Annotated in this window: 13 protein-coding genes; 11 read left to right on the top strand and 2 right to left on the bottom strand. The window is 58.9% G+C overall.

Annotated features, from left to right (window positions below):
* Positions 1 to 105 precede the first annotated feature (105 nt).
* The 7 genes from mobB (at position 106) to J2S31_RS02660 (ending at position 9,363) form a co-directional block, all read left to right on the top strand.
* Entirely contained in the window at positions 106 to 1,233 is a 1,128-nt protein-coding gene (gene mobB, locus J2S31_RS02690) for a molybdopterin-guanine dinucleotide biosynthesis protein B (protein WP_237097507.1), read from the top strand.
* A gap of 7 nt (positions 1,234 to 1,240) precedes the next feature.
* Positions 1,241 to 2,449 (top strand): molybdopterin molybdotransferase MoeA, encoded by a 1,209-nt coding sequence (locus J2S31_RS02685; RefSeq protein WP_237097506.1) that lies wholly within the window; start codon positions 1,241 to 1,243, stop codon positions 2,447 to 2,449.
* 113 nt (positions 2,450 to 2,562) lie between these two features.
* Complete coding sequence (locus J2S31_RS02680; protein WP_237097505.1) at positions 2,563 to 4,293, top strand: FG-GAP repeat domain-containing protein; 1,731 nt, start codon at positions 2,563 to 2,565, stop codon at positions 4,291 to 4,293.
* Positions 4,294 to 4,437: 144 nt separating this feature from the next.
* Complete coding sequence (locus J2S31_RS02675) at positions 4,438 to 5,952, top strand: alginate export family protein (RefSeq protein ID WP_237097504.1); 1,515 nt, start codon at positions 4,438 to 4,440, stop codon at positions 5,950 to 5,952.
* 362 nt (positions 5,953 to 6,314) lie between these two features.
* A complete protein-coding gene (locus J2S31_RS02670) occupies positions 6,315 to 7,385 on the top strand; it encodes a peptidylprolyl isomerase (RefSeq protein ID WP_237097503.1) in 1,071 nt (356 codons plus the stop codon).
* A 138-nt stretch (positions 7,386 to 7,523) separates the two neighbouring features.
* On the top strand, positions 7,524 to 8,513 hold the full coding sequence (hpnA, locus tag J2S31_RS02665) for a hopanoid-associated sugar epimerase (protein ID WP_237097502.1): 990 nt from the start codon (positions 7,524 to 7,526) through the stop codon (positions 8,511 to 8,513).
* A gap of 22 nt (positions 8,514 to 8,535) precedes the next feature.
* A complete protein-coding gene (locus J2S31_RS02660; RefSeq protein WP_237097501.1) occupies positions 8,536 to 9,363 on the top strand; it encodes a carotenoid biosynthesis protein in 828 nt (275 codons plus the stop codon).
* Here J2S31_RS02660 and J2S31_RS02655 read toward each other — a convergent pair.
* Both J2S31_RS02655 and J2S31_RS02650 read right to left on the bottom strand, forming a co-directional pair.
* Positions 9,343 to 9,840: a YajQ family cyclic di-GMP-binding protein gene (locus tag J2S31_RS02655; RefSeq protein WP_237097500.1), complete on the bottom strand. Its 498-nt coding sequence runs from the start codon at positions 9,838 to 9,840 to the stop codon at positions 9,343 to 9,345. The two genes, J2S31_RS02660 and J2S31_RS02655, sit on opposite strands and share 21 nt — an antisense overlap.
* Positions 9,841 to 9,913: 73 nt before the next feature.
* Complete coding sequence (locus tag J2S31_RS02650) at positions 9,914 to 10,162, bottom strand: hypothetical protein (protein WP_237097499.1); 249 nt, start codon at positions 10,160 to 10,162, stop codon at positions 9,914 to 9,916.
* 65 nt (positions 10,163 to 10,227) lie between these two features.
* Here J2S31_RS02650 and J2S31_RS02645 point away from each other — a divergent pair, with 65 nt between their 5' ends.
* The 4 genes from J2S31_RS02645 to J2S31_RS02630 all read left to right on the top strand — a co-directional run bounded on the left by J2S31_RS02645 (position 10,228) and on the right by J2S31_RS02630 (position 13,254).
* Positions 10,228 to 11,268 (top strand): TIGR00730 family Rossman fold protein, encoded by a 1,041-nt coding sequence (locus J2S31_RS02645; protein ID WP_237097498.1) that lies wholly within the window; start codon positions 10,228 to 10,230, stop codon positions 11,266 to 11,268.
* 284 nt (positions 11,269 to 11,552) lie between these two features.
* Entirely contained in the window at positions 11,553 to 11,951 is a 399-nt protein-coding gene (locus J2S31_RS02640; RefSeq protein ID WP_237097497.1) for a cyclic nucleotide-binding domain-containing protein, read from the top strand.
* A gap of 182 nt (positions 11,952 to 12,133) precedes the next feature.
* A complete protein-coding gene (locus tag J2S31_RS02635; RefSeq protein ID WP_237099919.1) occupies positions 12,134 to 12,451 on the top strand; it encodes a glycosyltransferase family 4 protein in 318 nt (105 codons plus the stop codon).
* A 17-nt stretch (positions 12,452 to 12,468) separates the two neighbouring features.
* On the top strand, positions 12,469 to 13,254 hold the full coding sequence (locus J2S31_RS02630; protein ID WP_237099884.1) for a glycosyltransferase: 786 nt from the start codon (positions 12,469 to 12,471) through the stop codon (positions 13,252 to 13,254).
* Positions 13,255 to 13,268: the final 14 nt, after the last annotated feature.

The raw sequence follows: 13,268 nt of genomic DNA, 5'->3' as shown, positions 1-13,268 counted from the left end.
CGCCAATAATAGCTAAATCTCAATAATTGAATAACTTATACCTTGTCCCATTGGCGAAACCCTCTGTTTTGGCAAGCCTTGTGGGAGGTTATTAAAGAAAACCGCATGGACCGCTACTGGGAACGCTTCAAGACCCCTTTCCTCTGCTTTGCCGGGTTCTCCGGCGTGGGCAAAACCACCCTGCTCGTGGAATTGATCAAGCGGTTCCGCCGCGACCACATCCGCGCCGGGTATTACAAGCACGACGCGCACCGCTTCCAGATGGACAAGGAAGGCAAGGACACCTGGCGCGCGCAACAGGCGGGGGCGGGCATCCTCACCATCAACGACCCCGAACACTTCGCCATCATCGCCGAGAACCCGTTCAAGAAACGCTCCATCACGCACGCCCTCGAGCAGTGCGACTGCATCCTCATCGAGGGTTACAAGAAATCACCGTTCAACAAGATCGTGTTCCTCGACGCCGAAGGCCGTCTGCCGATCTCCCGCGACGACACCGGCATCAAAGCCGTGGTGCACCAGGGCGTGATCGACGACACGGGGCTGACCGATCTCGGCATCCCGCTGTTTCACCGCGACGAGGTGGACCGCATTTACGAATTCGTGCGCGGTCATTTTCTTCGGTGCACGAGTCCGATCTATGGCGGCGTGTTCATCGGCGGGCAGAGCAAACGCATGGGCAAGGCCAAGTTCTCGCTCGCCTACAACGGAAAGACGGAGGCCGAACGGATGGTGGACTTGTTGTCGCGGTTCTGCGATAAAGTGGTGTTGTCGGCGCGGCCGGACCAGGACCTGGGCGATCTCGAAGCCCTCACCAACTGCGAACGGCTGAACGACGAGCACAACGGACTGGGTCCGGTGGGCGGTCTCGCCACTTTGATGGCCAACCATCCGGACAAGGCGTGGCTGGTGGTCGCCTGTGACATGCCGTTCCTGAAGGAACGCAACGTCCGGCACATCATCGAACAGCGCGACCCGCTCCGCTACGGCACCTGTTATATGAAGAAAGGACGCCTCGGCGTGGAGCCCATGTGCGGCATTTACGAACCCAAGTTCATCGTGCCGCTGTTCGAGGCCATGTCGCGGCGCGAGCTGTCGTTGTCGCGCATCATCAATGAACTGCCGTTTCACTGCATCAGCGTGCCGGAAGACAAACGCTCCGATTTCATGAACGTCAACACGCCCGAGGAATACGAAGTGGCCCGGGTGAAGCGGGAACAGGAGGAAGACTGAAATGGGCATGATCACCGTCGACGAGGCGCTCGCCAGCATCCTCGCCAAAATCGAACCCAAGGGACTGGAAAAGGTCTCCATCACCGAAGCGCTGGGACGCGTGCTGGCGGAAGACATCACCGCGCGCCGCAACAACCCGCCGCTCGACAACTCGGCAATGGACGGCTACGCGGTGATCGCGGGCGACATTCAGTCGGCAACGCCGGAGAGCCCGGTCAAGCTGGAACTCGTGGACGAGGTCGCCGCAGGCTCCATCGGCAAGATCACACTGAAATCGAACCAGGCCATCCGCATCATGACCGGCGCCCCCATCCCGCCCGGCGCCGACACGGTATTGATGCAGGAAGACACCGACAAGAACGGCAGTTTCGTGTACGCCAAGGACAAGGCGACGGTGGGCGAGAACATCCGCCTTGCGGGCGAAGATGTGAAGACCGGTGACGTGGTGGTGCCGAAAGGCGGCGTCATCACCCCGGCGCACGTGGGCATGATGGCGGTGTGCGGCAGAAGCAGCGTCACCGTCGGCCAGCGCCCCACGGTAGCCATCCTCTCCACCGGCGACGAGATCGTCGATCTTGACCAGGTGCCGGAAGGCGCGCAGATATACAACAGCAACGGCTACATGCTGATGGCGCAGGTGGCCTCGGCCGGCGGCCTGCCGCGCTACATGGGCATCGCCAAAGACGACGAGAAGGACCTCCTTGAAAAATTCGAGTGGGCGCTGGAAAGCGACATCGTGCTCTCTTCCGGCGGCGTGTCGGTGGGCGATTACGACCTGGTGAAAGCGAGCCTGAAAAAAATGGGCAACGAGATGGTGTTCTGGAAAGTCGCCATGAAACCGGGCAAGCCCCTCGCCTTCGGCAAGATCGGCGAGACGCCGGTGTTCGGCCTGCCGGGCAACCCGGTGTCCTCGTTCGTGTCGTTCGAGCAGTTCGTGCGCCCGGCGATCAAGAAGATGATGGGGGCGTGCGACCTGAGCCCGCGGACGGTGCAGGCGACGCTCACTGAAACCATAAAGAAAAAAACCGACCGCGTGCATTTCATGAGTGCCGTGGTCTCCTGGGACGGCGGCGACTGCACCGTGACCCCCGCGGAACAGCAGGGGTCCGGCGTGCTCAAGTCCACCGTCGCCGCCAACGGCCTGCTCGTGTTCCCGCTGGAGAAAAGCGAACTCCGGAAGGACGAGCGGGTCACCGTCCAACTCCTGAATACCTGAGGCCGATGCCGAACATTTTCCCCCACCCCCGCACTCCAAGGATTTTTTTCACCGTTTTCATTCTAATGTCCGTTTGGGCGTTCCCTCTCTGGGCCGCCAGCGGATTCGACCGCATGGCGGAGCAGATCGAGGCGCAGTTCCCCGACATCCAGGGCATCGTCCTGTCGGTGGAAAACGGCGAGGTGCTGATTGACCTCAAAAAGGGACAACCGGTCCACACCGGCGACCGGTTGAAAGTCATGCGCTACGGCGAGCAGATCGTGCACCCGGTGACGGGCGAGGTCATCGGCAGAAAAGAAACCGACATCGGCGTCATCGAGGTGACCGAGGTGCGCACCAACTATTCCGTTGCGCGCACGCTGAAAACCAACGAACCGATTCAGAACGGCGACGGCGTGGAAAGCCGCTTCCGCAAAATGATCATCCTGTCCGCGCCGGTTCTGCAGGAGGAAGGCCTGTCGCTCGACACGCAGGCGGTGGGGCTGGCCCTCGAACGCGCGCTCAAAAAACGGCCGCGCATGGAGGTGCCCGCGTTCGGTTTGCAGGCATGGATGCTGGATCAGAACCTGCAACCCGCCGACCTCATGAAGACGCAGGTGCTGAAAAAGCTGGATAAGGAAATCGACATCGACCTGCTTCTCCTGTCCCGGGTGGAGACGGTCCAGGACCAGACGGTGCTTCGTTACCGCCTGGTCGCGGTAGAGGACGGTGCCGTCCTGCAGGAAGCGCGCGTGGTGTTCGATGAGGTCACCGCACTGGCCACGCCGGAGACGGGCGCACAATCACAGGCCGCCAAGGACCTGGGCGCGGTGCAGTTCGTCAGCAAGCAGGACTTCGACTTCGTGCTGGTGGATATGGATGTGGGCGACCTCGACGGCGACGGCGATCCCGAGTTCGTATTCATCGACCGCAACCAGGTGATGATTTACCACTACGTCAAAGGACACTATGACAAGATCGGCACCATCCGCGTGCCGGCAGAGTTCAACCGGTTCCTCACCGTGGACGTGGCGGACATCAACGGCAACGGCCGCGCGGAAATCTTCGTCACCAACCAGGTCGGCAAAAAGTTGGAGAGCTTCATCCTCGAACAGGCTGAAGGGCAGACGCGGTTCCAGAAAATCGCCACCGGCCTCAACCGGTATTTCAGGGTAATTCGTTCCTACGAGGGGGTCCCCCGGCTCCTCACCCAACGGCCCGGAGTGGAAGAACCGTTTGGGTCAGAAATCCACCATATGATATATAAGGATAAAACCTACAAAGAAGGTGCAAAGCTGGGCGTCGAGCGGTTTTTGAATCAGGAAACGACCCTCTACGGACTGGCTCTGGAGGACACGAATTTCGACAAATCCATTGAAATAATTGTCCTTGACAAGAATTACAATTTAAGGGTATATTCGACCGACGGAAAACTGCTAGTAAAATCAGAGGATTACTACGGGCACGACCCGCGGCAGATCGAAGTTGGGCTGAAAGATCAGCCTTATGTTGATTTTACAGACCCTTACGTCCCCAGACCCGTCCGCTACAAAGGCAGGCTGGTGCCGGTCCAAAAAAGGAACCAACGGTTCCTGCTGGTCCCTAAAAACCATCGGTTTGGAGGCGACTGGCTATCAGAATTGGTCGTAATCAACAGCAGTAGTCTGGCTTTCATTGCCGTCAACAGGGAGGGGATGGAAACGGCATTTGAAACCAATAAACAGAAGGGATACCTGGCCGCATTCCAGGTGGTGGGTACGAAGGATTCCCGCAGACATCAAGTCCACGTAGCCACCGTGGCCGACAAGGGCGGCCTCTTCCGGGATGAAAAGATGACCACGTTGTTCGTCTATGACTGGAAGTGATCCCGAACACCAACCTTCATAAAAGAGGAGGACCCACTCTCCGCAAGACGCGAGAAAAGTTCGCTCAAGATCAAGGAGCTTCCCATATAAGCGTTGATACCGTGAGTTAAGCAAGTTCCATTTCCTTACTTGGAGGAGGTAAGCATGAAAAGGAAACTTTTAGCCGCAGGTGCGGTGACGGTGGCCGTTTTGTTGGCCGGCGTCATGGTCGCCCAGGCGGCCAGTGTCAAGTTCGGCGGTCAAATGCGACCCCGATACGAGATTTTTGAGCAAAACGATTTCGACAAGAAAACCGATCCCACCCATTTTTTCCTGACCCGCATTCGACTGAACGCCGACGTCAACATCGATGACAAAATCGGCGCGTTCATTCAGTTCCAGGCCCGCGGTGTTTACGGCGCTGGCACCGGCGGTCTCATCCCCGGTCCCGCTCCCGGACCCCGCAACGCCGCTGTTCCTGCCGACGGACTTGTTGATGTCGGTCTCCACCAGGCTTATTTCACCGTACAGGATTTTTTTGGCATGCCCGCTGACCTGAAAATCGGTCGGCAGGAAGTGGTTCTGGACGGACACCGCCTGTTCGGCAACACCGGATGGACCACGGGTGCACAGTCTTCGGACGCCATCCGGTTGGACCACCACCACGGCGACAACATGTTTTCGTACATCTTCATCAAGGCCATTGAAGCGAATGGTTCCGTACCGTTCGCGGTGGGTGGCAACAGTGCCGGTGCACCCGTCAACCTGGGTCCTGCCGGTCCCGGTGGTCTGCTCGGTCAGGGTACTTGTGGCCGTGGCACCGGATTCGGCGGTGGCGATCTGAGTGACAACTGCGACCGGGAAGACCATGTGTTCTGGGGCAACATCAAGACGCTGGTTCCGAATGCAGTGATCTCTCCGTACCTGGTCATCACGGTGGACAACTCCTGGAACGGTTCCGGCACGTCCGCTGGCAATCCGGCCAACGAGATGATCACCGTGGGTGGTCGCATCGCCGGTAGCGCTGGCGGTTTCGACTACCGCTTTGAAGGTTACTTCCAGGGTGGCCGCGCGGAAGGCATCGCGACGACCATGCCGGTGACGGGAAAGGCGGTTTCCGCCGCAAACCTGACCGCCTACACCAAGGGCGCCGGCTCGGGTGTTGACCGCCGCGCGTACATGATCGGCGCGCGCGTCGGCAAGACCTTCAAGAACGTCATGTGGACCCCGAACGTCACCTTGTGGTACGACCGGCTCTCCGGTACGGACTCCGAGGATATTCAGGACGGAATCTGGGGTACCTTTGACACCCTGTACGACACCGGTCACAAGTTCTACGGGTACATGGACACGTACCTGAACGCCACCGGTGGCGACACGTCCTACCTGGGTCTCGAGGACATCGCCATTAAAACCGCGATGAACCCGGCGTCCAACTGGACGGTGAAAGCGGACTTTCATTACTTCAAAACCCCGGCCGAGAACATTGATCTGGGCCGCGAGCTGGACATCACCCTGGTTCACAAATACAGTTCGAACCTGACGATGACTGCCGGGTATTCCAACTACTGGGCAGATCAGGGTTTTTACCTGGTCAACCCGCGTGTGGTACGTAACTCACCCACTGTGCGTGACGGTTCCGCCAACTGGGGTTACGTTCAGTTGGACCTGAAGTTCTGATCGTTCTTCAACCCTGTATCCCCATCCCCCGGGCGGTTTCGCCCGGGGGATTTTTTTTGCCCGCCCCGGCTCCCGTTTTACACGAATGTCCAAACGGCCTATAATGGAGCCAATGCTCTTTCAAGCCACACCTGGCGGCAACCGAATCACTCGCGTGCAGGAAAAGGTCGCAAACGGTTGCCTCCGCGCAACTTCGAAACAGGGACCGGCTTCATTTGCGATGGCCCCAAAGACGCCCCGTCCGTTCCACCTGCGGCATTCACGCAACAACGGTCACGGCACCGGGCCCGGGGGGTTGCGGTCTATTTTCGCCGGACGTTTGTTTCGCACAATGTTCATTCATCAACCTGTAAGGAATTGACATGCTCTTCAAAACCCCTGCCCGACTTCTGCTCACTTCACTGCTGGCGGCCGTTCTGTTTTGGCCGACTGTGTCCATCGCACAGGTGGCGGACACACACGCGCCCGAGGACGCGCGCATGGAAATCAACGGACGCCTCGTGCCGCCGATCGTCGCCACTGTCAACGGCAGGGAAATCCCCGGCACCATGCTGGCCAGCCAGGTGCAGATGTATAAGATGTTCCACCAGCAACAGGGCCACCGCGTGACCCCGGAGCAGGAGGCGCAGTACTCCAAAGAAGCGCTCGACAACCTCATCGGGCAGGAACTGCTGTTCCAGAAAGCGAAACAGTGGGGCATCACCGTCGACGACAAAGCCGTACGCAGCGAGATTGAAAAAATCCGCGGCCAGTTTCCATCCGAAGAACTGTTCGACCGCGCGCTCCGCCTGCAGGGATTGAACGAGGGCCTCCTGCGCGCCAGCATCGAGAGGCAGTTGGTGGAAGAACAGGTCACGCGCACCAAACTGGCGCCCAAGGCCAACGTGACGGATGAAGCGGTGAAAACGTATTACCAGGAAAACCGCGATCAGTTTCTGCAACCGCCGCGCTGGGAGTTCTCACACATCTTCACCGCCGCGCTGAGGCAGGAGGAGCCGGAAGATCCAAAACTCAAGAAACGCTTTCACAAACTGCAGGACATGGTGGAGGCCGACGCGCGGAAGAAAATAGAAAAAGCGCTCAAGGAAATTCAGTCCGGCAAGTCGTTTGAGGACATCGCCAAAGAATATTCCGAACACGAGGAAACCCGCCAAAACGGCGGCAAATGGGGTACTATGGCCCGGGACGAAATGCCGGAAGAGATTTACGAAGCCATCTCCAAAATGAAGCCGGGGCAGACCTCCGGCATCGTGCGCAGTCAGTACGGATTCCATATCCTGCGCCTTGACGCAACGCACCCGGAGGAGGCGGTTCCGCTTGACCAGGTGAAGACGGATTTGTTGAACCACCTGCTCAAAGAAGAAGTGAAGAAAGAAAAGGACAAACTGGTGCAAGAGTTGCGCGACAAGGCGGACGTCGAAGTGTTCTTTTAGGTGACAGAGTCAGCCACCCGCTCCCTTCTGAAAACAGCCATAGAGTGACGCACTAAAAAGCACGCGTCCACGCCCTCCCCTTTGCAAAGGGAGGGTAAGGGATAAACTCACTAACTGTATGACCATCTCAATCCAAAAATGAAAACACTGGTAACAGGCACAACGGGGTTTCTGGGTTCGGCGATTGCGCGGGAGTTGATCCTGTCCGGCCGCACGGTGCGCGTGCTGGTGCGGCAGGGATCGGACCTGCGCAACCTTTCCGGACTCGACGTCGAAGTCGTGCACGGCGACCTGCGCGATCCGGACTCGCTTACGCGTGCGCTCGACAAGTGCGGCACCCTCTACCATGCCGCCGCCTATTACAGTTTGTGGAACCGCGACCGCAAGATGGTGTACGACATCAATGTCCAGGGCACGAAGAACATCCTGAACGCGGCGAAGCAGGCGGGCCTCGAGCGGGTGGTTTACACCAGCACCGTCGGGTGCATCGGCCTCACCGGCAACGGCACGCCGGGCAACGAAACCACACCGTTCAATCAGGCCACGCTGTGCAACGATTACAAGCGCTCGAAGTGGGAGGCGGAACAGGTGGCGCTGGAGTTTGCGAACAACGGGCTGCCGGTGGTCATCGTCAACCCCAGTGCACCGGTGGGCCCGCGTGACATCAAACCCACGCCGACCGGCAAGGTGATCCAGGATTTCCTGAACGGCAACATGCCCGCATACCTCGACACCGGGCTGAACCTGATCGACGTGCGCGACTGCGCGCGCGGCCACCTGCTGGCGGAAGAACGCGGCAAGGCGGGCGAACGCTACATCCTGGGCAACCGCAACATGTCGCTCAAGGAAATCCTCGACACGCTGTCGAAGATCACCGGCATTCCCGCGCCGAAAGTGCAGATGCCTTACTGGGTGGCGTACGCGGCGGGCTGGGTGTGCGATGCGGTGTCGAACGTCATCACGCATAAGCCACCGGCGGTGCCGCTGGGCGGCGTCAAGATGGCGAAGTATCACATGTACTTCGATGCGTCCAAGGCAGTCCGGGAACTGGGACTGCCGCAGAACCCGGTGGAGCAGGCGCTGAGCGACGCCGTTCACTGGATGCGCGAACACGGGCTTGCCCGCTGAGATTGCACCCACACGACCTGTTATGGAATTTCTCAATCTGCTGATCGGGACGGTCCTGCTCCGCCCCTACGTGTTTGTCTTCCTGGCGATTTACCTGACGCTCGCGGTCTGGCACTTCGGCGCCAAGCGCGCGGCGTTGTTCACCGTCGTCGCCTACGGCATCGCCTTCCTCAGCGAATACTCCTCGACGCGCAACGGCTTCCCTTACGGCTACTACAGCTACATCGACACCACCCGCGGCCAGGAGTTGTGGATCGCCAACGTGCCGTTCATGGATTCGCTGTCGTATTCATTTCTGTCGTACGTTGCCTACACCATGGCGCTGTTTTTGTATGCACCACTCAAGCGCAACGGCTGGGATATCTGTTTCGGCGACACGTCGAAGGTGCGCCACTCGTTGAAGGTGGTGTTTTCCGGCGCGGTGCTGTTCATGCTGATGGACGTGGTGATCGATCCCGTCGCCTTCCGCGGCGACCGCTGGTTTCTGGGCAAGATCTACACGTACCAGGAGGAGGGCGAGTACTTCAACATCCCGCTCACCAACTTCGGCGGCTGGGTGATCACCGGAGCGGCGATCCTGTTCTGCTTCACGCGCATCAACCGCTGGCTGGAAGGGCGGCCGGGCTTCCGTGACGTTGGCCGGCGCGAAGTGCCATACCAGGCGCTGTTGGGACCGGCGCTCTACCTCGGCGTCCTGCTGTTCAATCTGGCGGTGACGTTTTACATTGGCGAGATGGTGCTGGGGTTGTGCGGCACGCTGCTGACGCTGGCGATTTTTGGAGTGATGGTGATGCGGCTCCGGCGCCCCGACCTGCTTCCGGTCAAGACCTCACCGGTAATTGGTGAATGACATGGCGATGTCAAAATCCTCTGCCTTGAGCTGAGCGATCACTTCCTGCAGGTCGTCCCGGCTCTTGCCGGTCACGCGCACCTGGTCGTCCATCACCTGCCCCTGCACTTTCACCTTGAGCCCCTTGATGAACTTGACGATCTCCTTGCCCTTGTCCTGCGGGATGCCCTGTTGCAGGGTCACGTACTGGCGCACGGTGTCGCCCGCCGCCGCCTCCACCTTGCCGTAATCGAGCGCCTTGATCGGCACCTTGCGTTTGATCAGCTTGCTCTGCAAAATATCGATGACGGATTTCAGCTTGATCTCGTCGTCGGAGACGAGCACCAGCCGGTTTTCTTTTTCCTCCAGCTCGACGTTGCTTTTGCTGTTTTTGAAATCGAACCGCTGGCGGATTTCCATCATCGCCTGGTTGACGGCGTTGCGGACTTCGCTCAGGTCCACTTCGGACACAATATCAAACGAACAGGATTTGGCCATGGTGTGTGCTCCGTAATCTTGAATCGGGTTGACGGGTTTCGGGCTGCGGGCAAGGAGTGCGGCGAAGACGGGATCAATGAATCTTGGTGTTCATGTAAAAACCGTAAACGAACATCGCGATGGTGACGAGCACGATGGAATCGTCCACCAAAATCTGTTTCCAGGACGGGGAGTCGTCATGCAACAACCAGGGAACGATGACGAACAGCACGGACAGGAACCCCAGCGCCAGCATGCCGATGATCGAATACAACAGGATCTTCGTATTCGCGTCGCTCATGCCCGTGCCTTCCTTTTCAGATTCCTTGCGCGAATCATTCATGATAAGGTAAATCCTCTTTTTTCATTGCGGTTGACCGGGATGCGCCCGGTTGCTGGAGTTCGTGGATGTCCAAGAACCATTATAGCGTAGGAGACCCCAAAGCCGAGGAGTTGATTGCCCAACTGCAAGAATTCTGCACCGACCCTTCCCTGCGCGACCTGTTCCGCGAAATGCTGACGACGCTGGTCAAAGTCGGGTTGGAACATCAGGACCGGGGCGATTACAAACTCATGAATACCACATTAAAGGAACTGCGTCACGCCTTTCGCGTGTTCGACCATTACCGCAATTCCCGCAAGGCGGTGATCTTCGGCTCCTCCCGCACCGCATACACCGATCCCAACTACATGATGGCGCGGGAGTTCGCCGAACAGCTGGCGGACCGGGGGATGATGATCATCACCGGCGCGGGCGGCGGCATCATGGAAGCGGCCAACGCCGGGGCCGGACCCGATCGCAGTTTCGGCATCAACATCGATCTGCCCTTCGAACAGCGCGCCAACCGGCACATCCACGGCGACCCCAAGCTGATGGAGTTCAAGTACTTCTTCACGCGCAAGCTGTTTTTTATCAAGGAATCCGACGCCACCGTGCTGTTCCCCGGCGGATTCGGCACCCTCGATGAAGGCTTCGAAAACCTCACCCTGTTCCAGACCGGAAAAACGGAGCCGCGGCCCATCGTGCTGGCCGACGCGGAAGACGACACCTACTGGCAACGCTGGGAGGCCTACGTGCAGAACGAACTGCTCGACAACGGCTATATCTCCGAGGCGGACCTGAGCCTGTTCAAAAGCGTCAAAACCGTCGAGGAGGGCGTCGATTACATCCTCGACTACTACAGCGTGTACCACTCGTTCCGCTATGTTCACGACCTCACCGTCCTGCGCTTCATCAAACCCATCCCCGATTCGCTGGTCAAGGACCTGAACAGCGAGTACAAGGACATCCTCCTGCGCGGCGAAATCCAGAAATCCGAGGCCCTGCCGGAGGAGGTGAGCACCAACGAGGCACCCAACCTGCCGCGGCTGACTCTCCACTTCAACAAACACTTCTTCGGCCGCCTCAACGAAATGATCCTGCACATCAACCAAGAACTGAAAGACTGAACAGGCTCATATCCCCACCGTGGCGCCCCTCCCTCACCCCATGCATCACCCCTCTAATCCATACACCTGCGAATCATACTGTATAAAATTACATAAATATTTTAAAAAATTTATCTTTTATTGACCAACTTCTGTGCATGAGCACACACTTTCGCAATCAGCCCAGCCCCTCCTAAACCGGCCTTAATCAACGTATTTGCATTTTTAGAGTTCCTAGCCCTTGGGTTGGCAAGGTATTTGCTTTACCTTCTGCAACCTGACTATTTGGTATGGAGACTTGAACCATGAAAACCCGTCAATACTTAAAAGAAGGCCAGATCCTCTTCCGCGAAGGCAGTCAGAGTGACTTCATCTTCGTGGTCGAGAAAGGCGAGTTTGAAGTATCCCGACAGAATCGCGACGGCCGCGTGGAAGTGATCGACGTTCTGCGGCCCGACGATATTTTCGGCGAGCTGGGCGTCATCGAAAGCCGCCCGCGCACCGCCACGGTCCGCGCCCTGAAAGACGGCGTGGTGGCCATCGTGTCCAAGGAAGAGATGTTGCGCACCGTGCGGCAGAATCCGCAGGCGTTGATGCTGATCCTGAAGACGATGGCTCAGCGCGTGCGCCAGGCTTCGCAGCAGGGCCGGAAGAAAGTCCTGCGCGCCCGTTCGAAATACGACTTGGCTTCTCAGGCAGTGTAATCTCCCTTTCCAAGTTTCCCTAACCTGGAGATGAGAAGCCACTTGGGGCCGTTGACCCGGTTCACCCTGTCCCCGCTGGGTCTTCGGCCCCTTCCTTTTTCGCCCGTTTACAGCCTCCGCCCCCTGCGGTAGAATGCGTGCAGTGCGCTTCTTGCTTTCAACCCTTCTCTCCCGGTTGAACCTTGAGAATTCTGAGAACCCTGCAAACCTTCCTCCCGGAGGAAGACGACGCCTCCCGTCAGGCTTGGGAGTTGTCACGTCATCTGGAAAAGCAGGGCGTGCCCTCACCGATCCTCACCACCTATTTGCACACCGATCCGCATCTGCCGGAAAAGGAAATCATCGACGGTGTCGCCATCCGCCGCCTTCCGGTGCAGGCGGATATGATGGGTTACGGCTTCAGCCTGGGCGCCATCAGTTACCTGCGCCGCTTCGACCTTCTGCACGCTCACGGCTTCCGCGACTTCCTCACCGACACCGCTTTTTTTTTGCGCTCTTAAAGAAAAAGAAATGCGTCATCAGCACCCACGGCACGCTCCTGCCGGGGGCGGGCCGCAAGGACGGCTTTCCGCCGCGCCTGCATGACCTGTTGACGTTGAAGACGGCGATCCGCCGCGCCGATGCGGTGGTGGTGGGATCGAAGGCGGAATTTGATGAAGCCAGGCAGATCGGGGTGGACGCGGCGCGACTGCACATCATCCCGCCGGGGATCGATGTGATCCATCCACCGCCGCCCGCACCGGCTTCGCGCCACGCGCTCCGCCTGCTGTACGTTGGCGCGTTCCACACCAACCGCAGGCTGGAACTCATCCTGCGCGCGGCAAGGAACCTCACCGTGCCATTCGCCATCGACCTCGCGGAGTGGGGCGGACCCACTGCCGAGGCCGACGCGTATGTCGAGTCGGTCAAAAAACTGAGCAAGGTGCTGGGCGTGGAGGATCGCTTGCACATCCACCGCGCCAACGAGAGGAAGGATTTGGATAGACTCTACCGCACCGCCGACGTGTTCGTGTATCCGGTCGGGCACGAACCGCTGGGCCTGCCCCTGCTGGAGGCGGCGGCGTACGGCCTGCCCATCGTCTCCACCCCCGCCGGACTCACGCAGGACCTGGTGGTTGCGGGGGAGACCGGATTCGTCGTGCCCGCGGACCCGGACACCATCGGCGACCGCATCATGAAACTGTCGAACGCCGAGACGCGGCAGGCGTTCCGCGACCGCATCCGCGCGCAGGTGCGCGACCACTTCGGCTGGAACCACATCACCCAGCGCACACTCCACCTGTATCAATCCCTGCTACGCTGATAAAAAAGAAAAGG

It is taken from the genome of Nitrospina gracilis Nb-211, from assembly GCF_021845525.1.
Taxonomy (GTDB): Bacteria; Nitrospinota; Nitrospinia; order Nitrospinales; family Nitrospinaceae; genus Nitrospina; species Nitrospina gracilis_A.
Note: the sequence above shows the minus strand (reverse complement) of the source record. Positions and strands in the feature narration are given on the sequence as shown.